Origin of the sequence: Erythrobacter dokdonensis DSW-74 (assembly GCF_001677335.1) — a bacterium.
GTDB lineage: Bacteria > Pseudomonadota > Alphaproteobacteria > Sphingomonadales > Sphingomonadaceae > Erythrobacter > Erythrobacter dokdonensis.
Genome location: NZ_LZYB01000003.1, coordinates 209,568 through 228,425 on the forward strand (window position 1 = coordinate 209,568; position 18,858 = coordinate 228,425).

Consider the following 18,858-nt stretch of genomic DNA (forward strand, 5'->3'; position numbering starts at 1 on the left):
CTTGTTGTGCGCCAGCGGAATCCCGTGCCCGCCGCGCCATTGGCGAGGGGCTTCATGGCGCAACAAAGGGGGGAGCGCAACGGCCCAGCATTCAGGCGCGCTATGCCGCTACGGCACTGCCGATCTTGCCGCCGATTGCCTCGCGTCGCCGAGCACTGCGATCCAGCCGGTCGCGCGCCGAATCGATGCGTCCGCAGTAGGAATGGAGCCCGATTTGCAGGCCCACCAGCATCAGCATCACCGGCTGATAGCCGATCCCCTGGAAGGTCGCTCCGATAAGATAGATGATTGCGCCCATCTGCAAGGAAGCTGCAAGCGGCGCGATCCATGCTTCCTCCTCGGCCTCCGCGCCCTTCCAGCGCCGATAGATGCGCTCCATCTGCAGCAAGCCCAGCGCGTGCAGCGCCAGCCACATCACCAGTCCGGGCCAGCCTTGTTCGCCCAGCAGCTCGAAGAACGATGAATGGAACGCGCGACCTTCGTCGACCACCTGCTGGTATGTCACGCTGGTTGTGTTTCCGTCGACCTGCTTGACCGGCATCACATAGGAGAATCGGTTGCCGCGATAGGAATCGAACCCGCCTCCCAAAGGCTTTTCGGCGACGTAGTCGAGCGTCCATTGCCACACCGCCACACGGGTCGATGCGCTTTCGTCGCCGCCCGGCTCGGCGAGCGTCGCCATCCGCTCGTAATAGCTCTGCGGCAGGAACGGCAGCGCCGCGAGGCCCAGCACGCCGGCACTGGCGATGAACAGCAGCCGCCGTTTGGTATAGCGCAGCAGCAGCACACCCAGTGCAGCGATGCAGAGCAGGCCGGTGCGCGCCTCGGTGCCGATGGGTACCAGCAGACAGGCGAAGGTCAGCGCTACCGCGAAGGCTGTCACAGACCAGTGCGGCCGGAACAGCGTGCCGTGGCGGGTGAACCACCAGATCATCGGGATCAGGCCGATCGCGACCGTGGCAAGAGTCGAACTTTCGTAGATTCCGCTGTTGTCGTTCACGAAGAACTTGAGGTTTTCGTAGCCGCCGCCGCCGAGGATCGTCTTCATGCCGGTGCCGATCACGATGGTGGCCACCGCCAGCGCGAGCATGAGCGCCAGCGCCTCGACGCGCGTGCGGGTGGTAAGTGTGAATGGCAGGAAGATCGCAAACAGCAGTGCCTTCCACACCCACTCCCACTTTGTCGCCGCGTCCTCTGGGAAATCGGCCTGGCCGGTCGTCCACCAGCACCAGGCCAGCAGCGCCAGCATCAGTCCCTGCCGCAGGGAAAAGCGGGCCCCTTCCTTGCTGTCGAAAACCAGCCATCCGCCGAAAGCCGCCGCGAAGGCGATCAGCGATACCGGCAGACTGGTGATCAGCGAATAGCCGATGCGCTGAGGTGCCAGGATATCGATGTAGACATAGAGCAACACCCAAAGGAATGGGCGCTTCAGTCCCAGCAGCAGGACGTAGAAAATGAAACCGAGGAAGACGAGATCCAGCATGTCCGTGCGCTGCCGCTTCGCTATTTGAGCAAGGGAGATTCTGGACTCTCCCGCTGCGCTTGAACGGATTGGCCGCGCGCGCGCCTGGCGGCATTGCGCCCTGCGGTGCTGGTTGCCTTGCTGTTTTCGGCGGTATCGCTCTTCAGTCGGCCGAGCAGCGGATCATCATCCACATCCGCGCGCAGCACCAGCCGCAGCAGCGCGATGGCCATAAGGCCATGGCCAAGGGCGAGCGCGAAATAGTCTATCATCTGGTGCGGCTCCGAAGCGGCGCGGAAGAGCAGAGCTAGCGCACCTCGGTTGACGCGGCGTTAAGCACACCCGCGCTAGTCTTTGGACCCATGACCCGGGTGCTTCATGTCCTTGACCATTCGCTGCCGCTCCACAGCGGCTACACCTTCCGCACCCGCGCGATTCTGAAGGCGCAGCAGGGGCTGGGGCTTGAGGTGCGGGGCATCACCGGGCAGCGGCATAATCTCGAAGCAGCGCTGGCGGGGCCGCGCGAGGAAGCCGATGGCCTGACCTTCTACCGCACTCCGGGAACCCCGGCAGGCCCGCCCGCCTTGCGCGAATTGGGTGAAATCGAGGCGCTGGCCACCGCGATCATCAGGCTCGCCGACGAATGGCGCCCCGACATCATCCACGCCCATTCCCCCGCCCTGTGCGGCGCGGCGGCGCAGCACGCGGCGCGGGCGCTGGGCGTACCCTTCGTCTACGAGATCCGCGCCTTCTGGGAGGACGCCGCGGTCGGCAACCTCTCGGGTACCGAGGGTAGTCTCAAGTACCGCCTGACCCGCGCGCTGGAAACGCGGGTGGTGCGGCAGGCCGATGCGGTGTTCACCATCTGCCACGGGCTGAAGGACGATCTGGTGGCGCGCGGTATCCCTGCAACCCGCATCGCGATCATGCCCAACGGTGTTGACCTGGAACTATTCGGCGAACCGGTGGCGCGCGACGAGGTGCTCGCCGCGCAACTTGGCCTTGCCCCGGATACACCTGTAATCGGCTATATCGGCAGCTTCTATGCCTATGAAGGCGTCGATGGTCTGATCGCGGCCATGCCGCAGCTCAGGCAATCGCACCCGGGCGCGCGGCTGTTGCTGGTCGGCGCGGGGCCGATGGACGCCAGTTGGCGCGCGGCCGCCGCTGCCCTGCCAGACCCCGACGCCGTAATCTTCACCGGCCGCGTCCCGCACACCGAGGTCGAGCGCTACTACTCGCTCGTCGATGTGCTCGCCTATCCGCGCAAGGCCCAGCGCCTGACCGATCTGGTGACGCCCCTGAAGCCGCTCGAGGCGATGGCACAACGTCGGCTGGTCGCGGCTTCAAGCGTCGGCGGGCACCGCGAGTTGATCGAGGACGGGGTAACGGGCACGCTCTTCGCTCCCGACGATCCTGCTGCCTGCGCCGCCGCCCTCGCCCGGCTGATCGGCGCGCGCGGCGAGTGGGACGCGATCAAGGACCGGGCTGTCACCCATGTCCGCGCCCGACACGACTGGGCCACCAATACGCGCGATTATCTGTCTGTTTACCATCTCTTGCTAGCCAGAGGGGGCGTGCAGCCGGACGATCTTGACCATGTCGGCAACACCCACGATCGTAAGGCAGGATGACAGGCGCATGGGATACTGGCGGCGCAAGGGAAAGAAGACGAGCACGAGCGGCAGGCCCGCGCGTCGGCCGTTGCCTGCCAATCCGCTTTTCCCTGCGGTGCTTGGCCTCTGGGGGTTTGCGCTCGGGGGCCTGATTACCCTCGTGCTGCCACGCAATCTGGTGCTGGCCGCCGCCGCCAAGACCGGTCTCGGGACTCTCGGGGCCGGTGCGCCTTTCGTGTTGGCCGGACTGGTCGCGCTGGTTCCGGGTCTTGCGTTATTCCTCGGTGCTCGCGAACTGGCCAACAAGACAAAGCGTCGCACCGCGCCCTCGCTCGCTGCCATGGCGATGCGCCATGTCCGCATGATCGATCCGGCGCGCGAACTGGGCAGCGATAGCCTTGATGAGCCGGTTGAGACGATTCCGTTCACGACGCAGATGCCGGAGGCCAGCTCCGCTGCCGCAAATACCGAGCAAGAGCTTCCGCCGCCCCTATCCATGGGACTGGAGGAGTTCGCCGCGCTGCCGGGGCGCAATTCGGTCTGGGTCGAGGAACCCTTGCGGGTTGAGATCGAGGCTGCGATCGTGTCGGGCGAGGCGCCTGTTGCGTCAGCGCCGACGCCGGCTCCCGCTCCGACTGCGGTCCGTCCGGCCGCGCCAAGCGCGACTGAGCGTCTGCGCGCAGTGCCGCCCGACGAACTAAGCCTTGTGCAGATGGTTGAGCGTTTCGCAGCCGCGCTGCATGAGCATCACTCTGCTCCTTCGCGTCAGGGTCGGCACACTTCTGCCGCCCCGCGCGAACAGGCATTGGCCGATGCGCTCAAGTCTCTCGCTGCCATTGCCGGCGAGGATCAGGTCAAAGGCGAAAACGAGCCTCTTCGCAAAGCTCTCGAGCGATTGCAGGAATTGCGCGGTGCTGCCTGACGCCTGGTGAGAATGGCGCAAATCCTGCAAGTTGCATGGGCTGATGATGCGGTTCGCGCAATCTATTGATAGTCTGAATAGCTAGTCGGGAAATATTGCTTCCCGCAAACCCATTGCCAAATGTGCTTCCTGTCGGCATGAGGGGCCGAAACCGGGCATAAGCGGCCGCCCGCGGCCAGACGTGCCCAGATCACCCGCCGTTGAGCGCGCATCCCCTTGCGAGCCCCAGTGCTTGCAAAGCGCACTTACCGGTATCTGACAGATCGGACCTTTGCCATGGGATACCCCGTCTCCCAGGGTCTTTACGACCCCCGAAACGAACATGACGCCTGCGGTGTGGGCATGGTTGCCCATATCAAGGGTGAAAGAAGCCATGCAATCATCGCGCAGGCACTGGAGATTCTCGAAAAGCTCGACCATCGCGGGGCGGTCGGTGCGGATCCCTTGCTGGGCGACGGTGCGGGAATTCTGATCCAGATCCCCGACCCGCTGATTCGTCGCTGGGCGACCGAGAATGGTTATGAGCTGCCGGTGGCGGGCGATTATGCCGTGGCGATGTGCTTCTTGCCACAGGACGATGCCGCGCGCGCCTTCGTCAAAGAGCGGATGGAGACCTTCACCGCCAAGGAAGGCCAGCGCTTCATCGGCTGGCGCAGCGTTCCGACCACGCAGTACGGTCTGGGTGCAGCGGTGATCGATTCGATGCCCGTGATCGAGATGGCAGTTATCGCGCGCGGTGCGAATTGTGCCGATCAGGACGCGTTCGAGCGCAAGCTGCTGGTTATCCGCAAGCAGGTGCAAAATCCCCTTGCGAAGCTGGCCGAGCGGCACGATCTTCCCGGCCTCGTCGAAACCTACCTGCCCAGCTTCTCCAGCCGCACCATCGTCTACAAGGGTCTGCTGCTGGCGACCCAGGTGGGGAGCTTCTATGACGACCTGCGCGACCCCGAATGCGTCTCGGCGCTCGGGCTCGTCCACCAGCGCTTCTCTACCAACACCTTTCCGAGCTGGCGGCTGGCGCACCCGTTCCGGCTGATCGCGCATAACGGCGAGATCAACACCGTGCGCGGTAACGTTAACTGGATGAACGCCCGTCGCCGGACGATGGAAAGCGAGCTGCTCGGCCCCGATCTCGACAAGATGTGGCCGATCATCCCGCACGGGCAATCCGACACGGCCTGCCTCGACAATGCCTTGGAACTGTTGATCGCGGGCGGGTATAGCCTTGCCCACGCGATGATGATCCTCATCCCCGAGGCCTGGGCGGGCAATCCGCTGATGGACCCTGAGCGGCGCGCCTTCTACGAATATTACGCCGCGCTGATGGAGCCTTGGGACGGCCCGGCGGCAGTCTGTTTTACCGACGGGCGCCAGATCGGCGCGACGCTGGACCGCAACGGCCTGCGGCCCGCGCGCTACTGCGTGACCAAGGATGACATCGTCTGCCTCGCTTCGGAAAGCGGCGTGCTGCCGTTTGCCGAAGAAGACATTGTGCGCAAGTGGCGCTTGCAGCCGGGCAAGATGCTGCTGATCGATCTCGAAGAAGGCCGCATCATCGAGGATGACGAGCTGAAGGCAGATCTCGCCGGTGCAGAGCCCTATGCCAAGTGGCTTGAGCAGGCGCAGTACAAGCTGGAAGACATAACCGACATTATCCCGGAACTGGCTGCGGTTCCTTCCGAGGAGACCACGCTGCTCGATCGCCAGCAGGCCTTCGGCTACACGCAGGAAGACATCAGTCGCTTCCTCGAGCCGATGGCGGTGGCGGGCGATGATCCGGTCGGCTCGATGGGCACCGACACGCCGCTTGCCGTGCTGTCTAACCGCTCGCGGCTGCTCTACGACTATTTCAAGCAGAACTTCGCGCAGGTCACCAACCCGCCGATCGACCCGATCCGCGAGGAACTGGTGATGAGCCTCACAAGCATGATCGGCCCGCGCCCCAACCTGCTCGGCCATGATGCGGGCACGCACAAGCGTCTGGAAGTCGACCAGCCGATCCTCACCAACGAGGATCTGGCCAAGATCCGCTCCGTGGAAGAGGCGCTCGACGGCGCGTTCCGCTGCGCCACGATCGACATCACTTGGGACGCGAGCGCGGGTGCGGAAGGCATCGCGCTGGCGATCAAGGAAATGTGCTGGGCCGCGACCGAGGCGGTGCTGCAGGATCACAACATCCTGATCCTCTCCGACCGTACCCAGAGCGAGACACGTGCACCCATGCCTGCTTTGCTGGCGACCGCTGCTGTTCATCACCACCTGGTGCGGCAGGGCTTGCGCATGCAGACCGGCCTTGTGGTCGAAACCGGCGAGGCGCGCGAGGTGCATCACTTCTGCGTGCTGGCGGGCTACGGCGCGGAAGCGATCAACCCCTATCTCGCCTTCGAGACGCTCGAGGCCCTGCGCGCCAAGCGCCATCCCGAACTTTCGCCGCAGAAGGTGCAGCAGAACTACATAAAGGGCGTTGGCAAGGGCATCCGCAAGGTGATGTCCAAGATGGGCATCTCGACCTACCAGTCGTACTGCGGCGCGCAGATCTTCGACGCGGTCGGCCTGTCCTCGGCCTTCGTCGATCAGTTCTTCACCGGCACCGCCACCACCATCGAAGGCATCGGCCTCACCGAAGTTGCGGAAGAAGCGCTGCGCCGCCACGGCCAGGCCTATGGCGACAACCCGCTCTATGACGGGATGCTCGATGTCGGCGGGATCTACCAGTATCGCCTGCGCGGTGAACAACATGCCTGGACGCCGCAGAACGTCGCCCAGTTGCAGCACGCGGTGCGCGGTAATGACCCCAAGAACTATGCTGAATTTGCAGCCTCGATCAACGAACAGTCGGAACGGCTGCTGACCATCCGCGGCCTCTTGGAGTTCAAGAAGGCCGATCAGGCGATCCCGCTCGAGGAGGTTGAGCCTGCCTCCGAGATCGTGAAGCGCTTCTCCACCGGCGCGATGAGCTTCGGCTCGATCAGCCACGAGGCGCACTCGACGCTGGCGATCGCGATGAACCGCATCGGCGGTCGTTCGAATACGGGCGAAGGCGGGGAGGAACCGTTCCGCTTCCAGCCGATGGAGAACGGCGATTCGATGCGCAGCCGGATCAAGCAGGTTGCCTCCGGCCGGTTTGGCGTGACCACCGAATATCTCGTCAATTCGGACGACATCCAGATCAAGATGGCGCAGGGCGCGAAGCCCGGCGAAGGCGGCCAGCTTCCGGGGCACAAGGTCGACAAGCGCATTGGCGCAGTGCGGCACTCGACGCCGGGCGTCGGCCTGATTTCGCCTCCGCCGCACCACGACATCTATTCGATCGAGGATCTGGCGCAGCTGATCCACGACTTGAAGAACGTAAACCGGCAAGCGCGCATATCGGTGAAGCTGGTGTCCGAGGTTGGCGTCGGTACGGTTGCTGCGGGCGTTTCCAAGGCGCGCGCCGACCATGTCACCATCGCAGGCTATGATGGCGGTACGGGTGCGTCCCCGCTGACTTCGCTGACCCATGCAGGTTCCCCTTGGGAAATCGGCCTTGCCGAAACCCAGCAGACGCTGCTGCTCAATGATCTGCGCTCGCGCATCGCAGTACAGGTCGACGGCGGGCTGCGCACGGGCCGCGATGTTGCCATCGGCGCGCTGCTGGGCGCGGACGAGTTCGGCTTTGCCACCGCGCCGCTGATCGCGGCCGGGTGCATTATGATGAGAAAGTGCCACCTCAACACCTGTCCGGTCGGCGTGGCGACGCAGGACCCGGTGCTGCGCGCACGCTTCACTGGACAGCCCGAGCACGTCATCAATTACTTCTTTTTCGTCGCTGAAGAATTGCGGCAGATCATGGCCGAGATGGGTTTCCGAACCGTCGAGGAGATGGTCGGCCGGGTCGACCGGCTTGATACCCGCCGGATGGAGCGCCACTGGAAGGCGCGCGGGGTCGACCTGTCACGCATTCTCCACCGTGTCGAGCTCAAGGAGGGTGCGAGCCTGCGCCATACCCAGACCCAGGATCACGGGCTGGAAGGCGCGATGGACAATGTCCTCATCGCCGATTGTCGCATCGCGATCGAAACCAGACAGCCGGTGCAGCTCAGCTACGAGATCCGCAACGTTCACCGCACTGTCGGCGCGATGCTGTCGGGCGAAATCGCGAAGGCCTACGGGCACGAGGGCCTGCCGACCGATACCATCCGCATCAACCTGACCGGCGTTGCCGGGCAGAGCTTCGGTGCGTGGCTCGCCCACGGTGTCACGCTCGATCTGGTCGGCGATGCCAATGACTATGTGGGCAAGGGCTTGTCGGGCGGACGCATCATTGTGCGCCAGCCCGAAGGCGCCCCGCGTGCCGCGCAGGACAACATCATCGTCGGCAACACGGTGCTCTATGGCGCGATTGCGGGCGAAGCGTACTTCAACGGCGTGGCAGGCGAACGCTTCGCGGTCAGGAACTCGGGTGCTGTGGCGGTGGTCGAAGGCACCGGGGACCACGGCTGCGAATACATGACCGGCGGCGTTGTCGTCGTGCTTGGAAAGACCGGGCGCAATTTTGCGGCGGGCATGAGCGGCGGGGTCGCCTATGTTTATGACCCCGAAGGTGCGTTCAAGGACCTTGTCAATCACGCGCAGGTCGATCTGATGCCGGTTTCGGGCGAGGCGGATGCCGAAGAAGGCGCCGGACGGCCGAGCCAGCGCCCGCGCAGCGTGCACGACTTGGGCATGGGCGATATGCTTCGCCACGACGCGGAGCGGCTGCGCATCCTCGTCGAGCGTCACCAGCTCCACACCGGCAGCAAGCTGGCGGGCGAGCTGTTGGCCGATTGGGACGCGGCGCTTGGCCGTTTCGTCAAGGTGATGCCGCGCGATTACGCCAAGGCGCTTCAGAAGCTCGAAGCCGAGCGCAGAGAAGCCGCCAGCGTCGCAGCCGAGTAGATTTCAGGAACGAGACGACAGACATGGGCAAGGAAACCGGATTCCTCGAGCTTGATCGCCGTGAGCGGGACTATCTCGATCCGAAAGAGCGGCTGAAGAACTACCGCGAGTTCGTCATCCAGCCGGATGATACGACCCTTTCGGCACAAGCTTCTCGCTGCATGGATTGCGGCATTCCCTATTGTCACAACGGCTGCCCGGTGAACAACATGATCCCGGACTGGAACCACCTCGTCTACGAGGCGGACTGGAAGCGGGCGCTGGACAATCTCCATTCCACCAACAACTTTCCCGAATTCACCGGACGCATCTGCCCTGCCCCCTGCGAGGCGGCGTGCACGCTCAACATCATCGACCAGCCGGTGACCATCAAGTCGATCGAATGCGCTATCGTCGATCGCGGGTGGAAGGAAGGCTGGGTCAAGCCGCAGATCCCCGCGAAGAAGACCGGCAAGTCGGTGGCCGTGGTCGGCTCCGGCCCTGCAGGCCTTGCCTGCGCGCAGCAATTGGCGCGTGCGGGTCATTCCGTGACGGTGTTCGAAAAGAACGACCGCGTCGGCGGCTTGCTGCGTTACGGCATCCCCGACTTCAAGATGGAAAAGCACCTCATCAACCGGCGCTGTCAGCAGATGGAAGCCGAGGGGGTGACGTTCAAAACCTCCAAGGAAGTGGGCGTCGATATCTCCTTCAAGTCCCTGCAGGAAAACTTTGATGCCGTGGTGCTGGCGGGCGGTGCGGAAGATGCGCGCCCGCTGTCGATCCCCGGTGCGGAAATGCCGGGCGTGCGCCTCGCGATGGAATTCCTGACCCAGCAGAACAAGCGTGTCGCGGGTGACGACGAGCTACGTGCCGCCCCGCGCGGCTCGCTGCTCGCCACCGGCAAGCATGTCGTCGTGATCGGCGGCGGCGATACCGGCAGCGACTGTGTCGGCACCTCGAACCGGCAGGGCGCCAAGAGCGTCACCCAGCTCGAAATCATGCCCAAGCCGCCGGAGAAGGAAGACAAGGCGCTGACCTGGCCCGACTGGCCGATGAAGCTGCGCACCTCGTCGAGCCACCAGGAAGGCGTGGAGCGCGACTGGGCGGTGCTGGCCAAGCGCGTGCTCGGTGACGGCGAGACCGTGACCGGACTCGAATGCGTACGGGTCGAGTGGGTCGGTGGCCAGATGCAGGAAGTCGCGGGCAGCGAATTCACCATCCCCGCCGATCTGATCCTGCTGGCGATGGGCTTTGTCGGCCCGAAGAAGGCAGGGATGCTCGAACAGGCGGGCGTGGCGTTATCCCAGCGTGGCAATGTCGATGCCGACACCGAGAGTTACGCCACCAGCGTGCCGGGCGTCTTCGCCTGCGGCGATATGCGGCGCGGGCAGAGCCTTGTTGTCTGGGCGATCCGCGAAGGCCGCCAGGCCGCGCGCGCGGTCGACGAGGCGCTGATGGGGGCGAGCGAACTGCCGCGGTGAGGGGAGTCTTGATCCCCTGTCGTCGCCCCGTGCTTGATACGAGGCTCGGCTTTTTCGGTCCAATGCTTAGGTCAAGGTGAGCCAAGCCCTGTGTCAAGCACGGGGCGACGGTTGAGAGGGGTCTCGCTCCTCACTCAATCCCGTGACCGTAACCGCAGCTGCCGTCGAGCGTTACCAAGCTTTCCCGTTTGCCGGTCCACCAGAATTTGACGATCCCCCTGCCGCGCTCGAAAAGATAGACTTGCGGCACATCGGGGCTACTGGCCTGGCAGCGCACCACTGTGCTCTCGGTACTTATCTGGAAGCCTTGGCAAGCCACATTCGCACGATTGAATTGCCCGCCGTCGATCAATTCTTTGGTTATCGCAAACCAGCCCGAATGGACGATGCCGTCTTCGGACAGATCCTTGGCAAGATAGAGCTCCTCATCCCTGGATCCTAAATAGAACGTGGAGCCAGTCGGCACCTCGTCAATCTTGAGGACGAGGTTGTCAGCGCCGACGTAACGGAAAGTGCTTTGGTTAGCGGTGCAATTCGCTTTGTCATGGCTCGCAGCGCAACTGGCAAGTGCCGCCGATAGCGCAGCCACAAGCTGGAGCGGAAAGGCCGAGCGCCGCAGCCGGATCAATCATCTACCCGCTCGATATCCGCGCCAACCAGCTGGAGCTTTTCCTCGAGCCGCTCGTAACCGCGATCGAGGTGATAGAGCCGCCGCACTGTCGTCTCGCCTTCCGCAGCCAGCGCGGCGATCACGAGGCTCATCGAGGCCCTGAGGTCGGTCGCCATCACTTCCGCGCCGGTCAGCCGTTCCACCCCGCGCACGATCGCGGTGCGTCCTTCGGTGGTGATGTCCGCCCCCATGCGCGCCAGTTCGGGTACATGCATGAAGCGGTTCTCGAAGATCGTCTCTTTCAGCACGCTGGTGCCTTCCGCCTTGCACAAGAGCGCCATCAGCTGCGCCTGCATGTCGGTGGCGAGACCCGGATAGGGCGCGGTGGTGAGGTTGGTGGCCTTCAACGGTCCGCTCGCGCCGACAGTGACGCTCTTGGCGTCCCATGTCACTTCGCAGCCGATCGCTTGCAGCGCGTGGATCGTTGCCATCATCTCGTCAGCGCGCGCGCCTTCAAGGCGCACCTCGCCGCCAGTAATCGCCGCGGCGCAGGCGTAGGAACCGGCCTCGATCCGGTCAGGCATGACGCGGTAGGTCGCGCCGTGCAGACGCTTCACTCCGTGGATGGTGAGGTTCGAGGTGCCGATGCCCTCAATCTCCGCGCCCATCGCGACGAGCATGTTGCACAAGTCGACGATCTCCGGCTCGCGCGCGGCGTTGAACAGGCGGCTGGTGCCGTTCGCCAGCACCGCCGCCATCAGCGCGTTCTCGGTCGCGCCGACGCTGACTACGGGGAAGTCAAAATCCCCGCCCGGCATCCCGCCATCGGGCTGGTAGGCCTTCACGTAACCCTGCGCGAGTTCGATATGCGCGCCGAAGGCTTCGAGCGCCTTCAGATGGAGGTCGATCGGGCGATTGCCGATCGCGCAGCCGCCGGGCATCGAGACCGTCGCCTCGCCCGCGCGGGCGAGCATCGGACCGAGCACGAGGATGCTCGCGCGCATCTTGCGCACCAGATCATAGGGCGCGACGGTGGAGGTGATGCGGGTCGCCTCCATGCTCATCACCCGCCCGAAATCCTCGGGCCGCGTGCCCTGGATCACGGTGGTGACACCGAACTGGTTCATCAGGTGCTGGAACCCGTCGATATCTGCCAGACGCGGCAGGTTGCGCAGCGTCAGCGGCTCCTCGGTCAGAAGCGCGCAGGGGATCAGGGTGAGCGCTGCGTTCTTCGCCCCGGAGATCGGGATGGTCCCGGAAAGGCGGTTGCCGCCACGGATGATGAGCTTGTCCATGATTTCCGCCTTAACGAAAAGCACTCCCGGTGCAACTCGAAGGCACCTCAGGCCGGTCAAACATTGACCTGGTCGAATGCGCACGGCACGGGTGGTCCGGGGCGCATGACTTCCCGATCATAACCAGCGAGGGTGCCGAATGTCTCCCAAACCGATCCGTAAGGCCGTGTTTCCTGTTGCCGGTCTCGGCACACGTTTCCTGCCCGCGACCAAGGTCGTACCCAAGGAACTGCTGCCAGTGGTGGATCGCCCGCTGATCCAATATGCCGTCGACGAAGCGCGCGAAGCGGGGATCGAGCAGATGATCTTCGTCACCGGACGCGGCAAGACCGGGATCGTCGAACATTTCGACATCGCCTTCGAACTCGAACAGACCATGTCCGAACGCGGCAAGGATCTGTCCGTGCTCGATCCGACGCGGGCGACACCGGGCGATGTTATCGCGGTGCGCCAGCAGGTACCGCTTGGCCTCGGCCATGCGATCTGGTGTGCGCGCGCGATTGTCGGGGATGAACCTTTCGCGATTTTCCTGCCCGACGAGTTGATGGTCGCCAAGCAAGGCGGCACTGGCTGCATGAAGCAGATGGTCGATGCCTATGGACAGCTTGGCGGCAACCTCATCTCGGTGCTCGAGGTGCCGCTGGAGCAGGTCTCCAGCTACGGCGTGATTGCACCGGGCGAGACACGCGGCGCGCTTACCGAAGTGAAGGGCCTCGTCGAGAAGCCCCCGGTGGCCGAGGCGCCTTCGAACAAGATCGTCTCGGGCCGCTATATTCTCCAGCCCGAAGTGATGCGGGTGCTGGAAAACCAGGGGAAGGGCGCGGGCGGGGAAATCCAGCTGACCGACGCGATGGCAAAGATGATCGGCACACAGCCGTTCCACGCGGTGACCTTTGACGGCAACCGCTACGATTGCGGCAGCAAGGTCGGATTTGTCGAGGCGACGCTGGCGATTGCCCTTTCGCGGCCCGACATGGGCGCTGATGTGCGTGCGATTGCACTCGATCTGTTAAAGTAAGCAGGCGAGGGGCAGCGTCGCCGCCCCTCGCACCTTTCATCACTCGGCAGCTTCGGTGCCGGGCGCATCCTCCGCGTCATTGTCGCGGGCGATGGCCTTGGGCGCGGCGGGCTTGGCCGGAGCGGGAGGCGGGGTTTCCGCCTCGGCCCTTGCCGCCGTCTTGACCAGACCCGAGAGCGAGGAGCCGTCCAGCCCCAACTCCTTCATCAGCCCGTCGAGCACCGGGGCCTGCGCGCGGTAGGCCAGCGCGGCGGCCACGGCATCGCTGGCAAGGTTGCCCGAGCCCCCGGCACCGCCGCCCGCACCGCCCGCGTCGTTCGCCGCGCGCCCGCCATTGGTGAGTCCGTCGACCTGCACGATCTTGATCGAATCGATCGCTTCCATCGGCTTGGCGCTTTCGCGGATGACTTCGGGCAGCACCTTCAGCAGCGCCATCTTGGTCTGGAGCGAGATCTGGTCGCTTGACAGGATGTTCGCTGCCTCGTTGATCGCGCGCTGGCCCGCCGCTTCCACCTCGAAGCGCACCCGCGCGGCTTCGGCGCGCAGCTTTTCGGCCTCGGCCTCGCCCTGGGCTTCGAACCGGATCGCCTCGGCGCGGTTGGTGGCGGCGTCCTTTTCCGCTTCGGCCTGCACCTTGATCGCGATGGCATCGCGCTCGGCCTGCTTGGCGGCTTCGATCAGCTCGATCTTCTTCTGGCGTTCCGCGATCTCGCTTTCGCGCGCGGTGGCGACGCGTTCCTCGGCCTCGACCGCCTTGGCGCGGGCGTCATCGGCCTCGGCCTTGGCCTGGCTTTCCTCGCGGCTCTTGTTCTGCACCGCGATCTGTTGTTCCTGCCGGGCGATTTCGAGCGCGCGCTGCTGATCAATGCGGGCTTCCTCGACGAGGCGATCAGCCTCGATCTGCTGGGCATCGACCTGCTTCTTGGCCTCGATCCGCGCGGCATCGGCCTCGCGTTGGCGCTCGGCCTGTTCGCGGGCGATTTCGGCAACCTGCGCGGCGCGCCGCACCTCGACCTCGCGCTCCTGTTCCAATCGCGCATATTCCTCGTCACGCGCGATTTCGAAGCTGCGCTTGTTTGCTTCGAGGTTCTTGCTCTCCATCTGGACGCGCGTGTCCTGCTCGATGTCGTTGCGCAGCTTCTTGCGCGCCTCGATCTGCTCGGTCAGCTTGGTGAGGCCTTCCGCGTCGAAGGCATTGTTGGCATTGAAGTGCTCGATGCTGGTCTGGTCGAGCCCGGTGAGCGAGACCGACTCCAGTTCCAGACCGTTCATCGCGAGGTCGTTGGAGGAGACCTGCTGCACCTTCTGCACGAAATCGGCGCGCTGCTCGTGCAGCTCGTTCATGGTCATGCCCGCCGCAACGGATCGTAGCGCGTCGACGAACTTGCCTTCGACCAGATCCTTGAGCGCATCAGGCTGCATGGTGCGCATGCCCAGCGTTTGCGCGGCCATCGCGATCGCCTCGGCATCGGGGCGGACGCGGACGTAGAATTCGGCTTTCACATCAATGCGCAGTCGGTCCAGCGTGATCAGCGCTTCGTTATCCTTGCGCACCACCGACAGCACCAGCGTGTTCATGTTTACCGGCATGGTCTCGTGCAGCACAGGGAAAACCAGCGCGCCACCGTTCATCACCACCTTCTCGCCCCCCAGGCCGGTGCGCACGAAGGCGGTTTCCTTGGTAGCGCGGCGATAGAGCGTGGTCAGGAAGGCAATGAAGATGATGAAGACGAGGAAGCCGCCCCCGCCGATGATTGCCAAGGTGATCCAGTCCATATGCGTCCCTTTCAGGTATCGAGCCCGAGCAGAGGGCTTTCGTAATGAATGGCGAAGAAAGTCTGGCCTTCACGCCGCACGAGGAGAACGGTCTCGCCCTCCCGCAATTCGGTGCTCGCGTCATGGGGTTCGACCATGACAAAATGCGCCTGACCGTGAGCGTCGGTGACCCTGGCACGCGCGGGCGAGCCGTGCCGCGCCGTGCCGATCTGGATTTCGCCGTCGCGCCGCACCAGATCGTCGAGGGCGACCGCGGTGGTCTCGTCCTTCGGCATGATCGCCGCGAGCGGGCGGACGGTGAGGTTGTTGAGCGGCAGTGCCGCCGCGGCAGCAGCCAGCGCGGCCCATCCAGCGGAAAGCGGTGCGCCCAGAGTGCCGGCGATCACCGCTTGTCCAATCACCCCGGCGGTGCCGAAGGTGAACAGCAGGCACGCCAGCCACACCATTACAGGCACCCGTCCCAGCCCGAGCAGGCTTGTCAGACCTTCAGCCAGGCCGCCCGCTTCGAGCCCGTCGGGCGCGTCGAAATCGCCCACGCCCTCAAGGGCGTCGGCAACGCCGCTGATCTGCAGCACCGCCACCAGCGCAAGCGCACCGAAGGCGAGCAGAAACGGCAGGTTGTGGGGTTCAAGCAGGCTCACGCCCACGGCCCCGGATTCGCAAGGCGAAGGTTCAATCCCATCCACACCAAGCTAGGGCAAAGACCGTTGAACCCAAAGCGGATTCGGATTTGCTCGTGTCGATTTCAGGCAGGCGTGAATTTGAGCGGCAGCGTCTTCAAACCGCCGACAAAGGTGCTGCTGGCGCGCTTCGCTTCGCCCGCCGGTTCGACCGCCGCGACCCGGTCGAGAATTGCTTCGAACAGGATGCGCATTTCCAGCCGCGCGAGGTGCAGGCCAAGGCACTGGTGCGCCCCTGCCCCGAAGGCGAGATGGCGGTTGGGCGAGCGGGCCGCGTCGAAGCGGCGAGGATCGGGGAATTGCGCGGGATCGTGATTGGCCGCGACGTAGTTGATCATCAGCCAGTCGCCCTTCTTGACATGCTGCCCGCCAATCTCGACGTCCTCGGCGGCGGTGCGCATGAAGTGCTGTACGGGGCTGGTCCAACGGATCGCTTCCTCGACAATGCCGGGGAGCAGCGAACCGTCGGCGCGCACGCGGGCATATTGTCCGGGATCGCGCGCCAGTGCCTGCATCGCGCCTGCGGTGCTGGCGCTCGTCGTGTCGTGCCCGGCGGTAGCGACGATGATATAATAGCCCGCCATGTCTCGCGGCGGTAGCGGCTGGCCGTCCACAAGAGCATTGGCGATCACGCTGGCGACATCGTCGGTCGGGTTGCGACGGCGGTCTTCTGCTAGGGCAGCAAAGTAATCCTCGAACGTCTGCACCGCGCCCGCGACGATCTGCACCACCTGTTCGGGGGTCATGTTTTCCATGCCGCTGCCCGAAAGGTCCTTGTCCTGTCCGCCGAACAGCTGCTGGGTGAGCATCTGCATCCGGAACTCGTCTGCCGGCGGCACCCCGAGGATCTGCATCACGACGCGCAGGGGATAGGGACCGGATACTTCCTTCACGAAGTCGACCTCGGGGCCCTGTTCCAGCATCCGGTCAACCGTCCGCGCCGCGAGCGCACGCAGCTCGTCCTCGAGCTGTGCAAGATTGCGCGGCATGAACCACTCCTGCGTCAGCTTGCGGTATTTGGGGTGGATCGGCGCGTCGAACACCACCAGCGAATCGACCAGCATGTTGGAGCCTGTCGCCGCGCGGCTGAATTCGATCGCTTGGTTGAAGCTGAAAACGACCGGGCGCGGGTTGTTGAGGAAGGTCGCGTTGTCCTTCGAAATCCGCATCACGTCATCGTAGGAGGTGACCAGCCAGAACGGCTCGAACAGCCCTGGCGTGTCGGGCTGGACTTTGGCTACTGGGGTTTCGGCGCGGATGGCATCGAAGGTGTCGAGCAGCCCATCCCACTGCGCATAGGCGTGCGGATCGATCACCCGGCGCGCCACGTCGCCCGGCAGGACGGCCGTGCCGCTCACGCTGCCGCTTCTTTCGCTCTGGCCGCGTATTCATCCCGCAACTCCCGCTTGTAGAGCTTTCCGTTCGCCTCGCGCGGGAGATCGGGACGGAAGTCGAACAGCTTGGGCATCTTGATCTTGGATAGGCTGGGAGCGAGGAAATCCCTGAGTTCTGCCTCCAGCCCCTGTCCCGCGTCTGCCATGTCCCTCGGCTGCACCACTGCAACGACCTTTTCGCCGAGGTCGGGGCAGGGCGCGCCGATCACGGCGGCGTCCATCACCTTGGGGTGGGTAACGAGCAGGTTCTCGATTTCCTGCGGGTAGATGTTCACCCCGCCGGAGATGATCATGTGGCTCTTGCGGTCGGTCAGGAACAGGAAGCCGTCCTTGTCGAGGTGGCCGATATCGCCCAGCGTCATCCAGCCCTTCGGATGCATCGCCTCGCGGGTCTTGTCGGGGTCATTGTGATAGGTCGGCAGGTTCTCGTTCTCGAAGAAGATCAGCCCGTCCTCGCCCGGTGCGAGCTCTTCGCCGTCCGGTCCGCAGACGTGCACCTTGCCGTGCACCGCTACGCCGACCGTGCCGGGCTTCATAAGCCAGTGTTCGGACTTGACCAGCGTCATCCCGATCATCTCGCTGCCGGCGTAGTATTCGTTGATGATCGGTCCCCACCATTCGATCATCTCGCGCTTGATCGGCACCGGGCAGGGCGCGGCGGCGTGGAGCGCGCGCTGGTGACTGGAAAGATCATACTTCGTGCGCACCGCCGGATCGAGCTTGAGGAAGCGTACGAAGTGGGTCGGAACCCACTGGCTGTCGGTGACCTCATATGTCTCGATGGCCTTAAGTGCCTCCTCGGGATCGAACTTCTCCATCATCACTACCGTTCCGCCGAGCCGGTGAACGACCGAGCACCAGCCGATCGGTGCGGCGTGATAGAGCGGTGCGGGGGAGAGATAGACCATCGAGCCGTCGGACGGCATCCCGGCGCCCATGACGGCAAGTCCGAGCAAGGGGACGGGTGCGGCAGGATCGGGATCTTCGGGCGGAGCGGGGCGGATGCCCTTGGGCCGGCCTGTGGTGCCGGAGGAATAGAGCATGACCATTCCCGCGCTCTGGTCGGGTATCGGGGTGGCGGCCTGCTCAGCAAGCGCGCTAGCGAAGTCGTCGGCATCCCCGGAATCCATGACCAGAACGTCAAGACCCTGACATTCGGCGCGGATGGTGCCGAGCAGGTCCGAAAAATGGGTGGAGGTGATGAGCAGCTTCGCCTCGCTGTCGCGAATGATGTAGGCCGCCTCCGGAGCGGTGAGCCGAGAGGAGATCGGCACCAGCATCGTGCCGGCGCGTTGCGACCCCCAGATCAGGGTGAAGTATTCGATCCGGTTTTCCAGCAGCACCGCAAAGGCATCGCCCGCACCGATTCCGCGCGCGCGCAGGAGGTGGGCGAAGCGGTTCGATTCTGCTTCCATCTCGCCGTAGGTGATCTGTTTGCCAGACCCGGTCATGATGACTGCGGGATGATCGGGACGGGTCGCGGCGTGCGCGATCGGGTGCATGCTCATGATTTCTCTCTCCCATGCCGCTAGGGCGGCTTGAAGAGGGAAGTTACGCAAGCCGCGCGACCTCGCAAGCAAAAAACAGTATGGGAAATGCTACCGATCAGGCGAGGAGCGGCGGCAAGAAAAAAGGCGGCGGGATAACCCGCCGCCATGATCGGACACCCTCTCCAATGTCCGGCCCGCTTACAGCGGGCAATCTCTGA

General features: G+C 64.4%; 13 protein-coding genes. 5 read left to right on the top strand and 8 right to left on the bottom strand.

Annotated elements, in window-relative coordinates; all coding sequences use genetic code 11:
* Positions 1–100: 100 nt before the first annotated feature.
* Together I603_RS07445 and I603_RS07450 are read right to left on the bottom strand one after the other, a co-directional pair.
* Positions 101–1,483, bottom strand: a complete 1,383-nt coding sequence (locus I603_RS07445; RefSeq protein ID WP_068863661.1) for a DUF5935 domain-containing protein — start codon at positions 1,481–1,483, stop codon at positions 101–103.
* A 20-nt stretch (positions 1,484–1,503) separates the two neighbouring features.
* On the bottom strand, positions 1,504–1,695 hold the full coding sequence (locus I603_RS07450) for a hypothetical protein (RefSeq protein WP_232305286.1): 192 nt from the start codon (positions 1,693–1,695) through the stop codon (positions 1,504–1,506).
* A gap of 129 nt (positions 1,696–1,824) precedes the next feature.
* On the opposite strand from I603_RS07450, the gene I603_RS07455 reads away from it, so the two are divergent.
* The 4 genes from I603_RS07455 (at position 1,825) to I603_RS07470 (ending at position 10,377) form a co-directional block, all read left to right on the top strand.
* Positions 1,825–3,096 carry a TIGR04063 family PEP-CTERM/XrtA system glycosyltransferase gene (locus tag I603_RS07455; RefSeq protein WP_068863663.1) on the top strand — a complete coding sequence of 424 codons (1,272 nt, stop codon included), beginning with the start codon at positions 1,825–1,827 and terminating at the stop codon, positions 3,094–3,096.
* The gene (locus I603_RS07460; protein ID WP_143736679.1) at positions 3,062–4,000 is read left to right on the top strand and encodes a hypothetical protein; all 939 of its coding nucleotides are present in this window, start codon (positions 3,062–3,064) and stop codon (positions 3,998–4,000) included. Before I603_RS07455 ends, I603_RS07460 begins: the two co-directional genes overlap by 35 nt.
* 276 nt (positions 4,001–4,276) lie before the next feature.
* The gene (gene gltB, locus I603_RS07465; protein ID WP_068863667.1) at positions 4,277–8,917 is read left to right on the top strand and encodes a glutamate synthase large subunit; all 4,641 of its coding nucleotides are present in this window, start codon (positions 4,277–4,279) and stop codon (positions 8,915–8,917) included.
* A 23-nt stretch (positions 8,918–8,940) separates the two neighbouring features.
* Positions 8,941–10,377, top strand: a complete 1,437-nt coding sequence (locus tag I603_RS07470) for a glutamate synthase subunit beta (RefSeq protein ID WP_068863669.1) — start codon at positions 8,941–8,943, stop codon at positions 10,375–10,377.
* 130 nt (positions 10,378–10,507) lie between these two features.
* On the opposite strand, the gene I603_RS07475 is transcribed toward I603_RS07470, so the two are convergent.
* Positions 10,508–11,005: a hypothetical protein gene (locus tag I603_RS07475; protein ID WP_068863671.1), complete on the bottom strand. Its 498-nt coding sequence runs from the start codon at positions 11,003–11,005 to the stop codon at positions 10,508–10,510.
* A complete protein-coding gene (murA, locus tag I603_RS07480) occupies positions 11,002–12,282 on the bottom strand; it encodes a UDP-N-acetylglucosamine 1-carboxyvinyltransferase (protein WP_068863673.1) in 1,281 nt (426 codons plus the stop codon). Before murA ends, I603_RS07475 begins: the two co-directional genes overlap by 4 nt.
* Positions 12,283–12,421: 139 nt before the next feature.
* On the opposite strand from murA, the gene I603_RS07485 reads away from it, so the two are divergent.
* Positions 12,422–13,300, top strand: a complete 879-nt coding sequence (locus I603_RS07485; protein WP_068863675.1) for a UTP--glucose-1-phosphate uridylyltransferase — start codon at positions 12,422–12,424, stop codon at positions 13,298–13,300.
* Between the two features lie 39 nt (positions 13,301–13,339).
* Here the strand turns inward: I603_RS07485 and I603_RS07490 are convergent, their stop codons facing one another.
* The 4 genes from I603_RS07490 to I603_RS07505 all read right to left on the bottom strand — a co-directional run bounded on the left by I603_RS07490 (position 13,340) and on the right by I603_RS07505 (position 18,652).
* Positions 13,340–15,076, bottom strand: a complete 1,737-nt coding sequence (locus I603_RS07490; RefSeq protein ID WP_084439964.1) for a flotillin domain-containing protein — start codon at positions 15,074–15,076, stop codon at positions 13,340–13,342.
* Between the two features lie 11 nt (positions 15,077–15,087).
* Positions 15,088–15,717, bottom strand: coding sequence for an OB-fold-containig protein (locus I603_RS07495; protein ID WP_068864132.1), 630 nt, complete (start codon positions 15,715–15,717; stop codon positions 15,088–15,090).
* Between the two features lie 104 nt (positions 15,718–15,821).
* Entirely contained in the window at positions 15,822–17,114 is a 1,293-nt protein-coding gene (locus I603_RS07500) for a cytochrome P450 (protein ID WP_068863677.1), read from the bottom strand.
* The gene (locus tag I603_RS07505) at positions 17,111–18,652 is read right to left on the bottom strand and encodes an acyl-CoA synthetase (protein WP_198157232.1); all 1,542 of its coding nucleotides are present in this window, start codon (positions 18,650–18,652) and stop codon (positions 17,111–17,113) included. Before I603_RS07505 ends, I603_RS07500 begins: the two co-directional genes overlap by 4 nt.
* Positions 18,653–18,858: the final 206 nt, after the last annotated feature.

Coding starts and splice junctions, on each gene's coding strand:
- I603_RS07445 (WP_068863661.1), bottom strand. CDS start 1,483: ATGCTGGATCTCGTCTTCCTCGGTTTCATTTTCTACGTCCTGCTGCTG.
- I603_RS07450 (WP_232305286.1), bottom strand. CDS start 1,695: ATGGCCATCGCGCTGCTGCGGCTGGTGCTGCGCGCGGATGTGGATGAT.
- I603_RS07455 (WP_068863663.1), top strand. CDS start 1,825: ATGACCCGGGTGCTTCATGTCCTTGACCATTCGCTGCCGCTCCACAGC.
- I603_RS07460 (WP_143736679.1), top strand. CDS start 3,062: ATGTCGGCAACACCCACGATCGTAAGGCAGGATGACAGGCGCATGGGA.
- gltB (WP_068863667.1), top strand. CDS start 4,277: ATGGGATACCCCGTCTCCCAGGGTCTTTACGACCCCCGAAACGAACAT.
- I603_RS07470 (WP_068863669.1), top strand. CDS start 8,941: ATGGGCAAGGAAACCGGATTCCTCGAGCTTGATCGCCGTGAGCGGGAC.
- murA (WP_068863673.1), bottom strand. CDS start 12,282: ATGGACAAGCTCATCATCCGTGGCGGCAACCGCCTTTCCGGGACCATC.
- I603_RS07485 (WP_068863675.1), top strand. CDS start 12,422: ATGTCTCCCAAACCGATCCGTAAGGCCGTGTTTCCTGTTGCCGGTCTC.
- I603_RS07490 (WP_084439964.1), bottom strand. CDS start 15,076: ATGGACTGGATCACCTTGGCAATCATCGGCGGGGGCGGCTTCCTCGTC.
- I603_RS07505 (WP_198157232.1), bottom strand. CDS start 18,652: ATGCACCCGATCGCGCACGCCGCGACCCGTCCCGATCATCCCGCAGTC.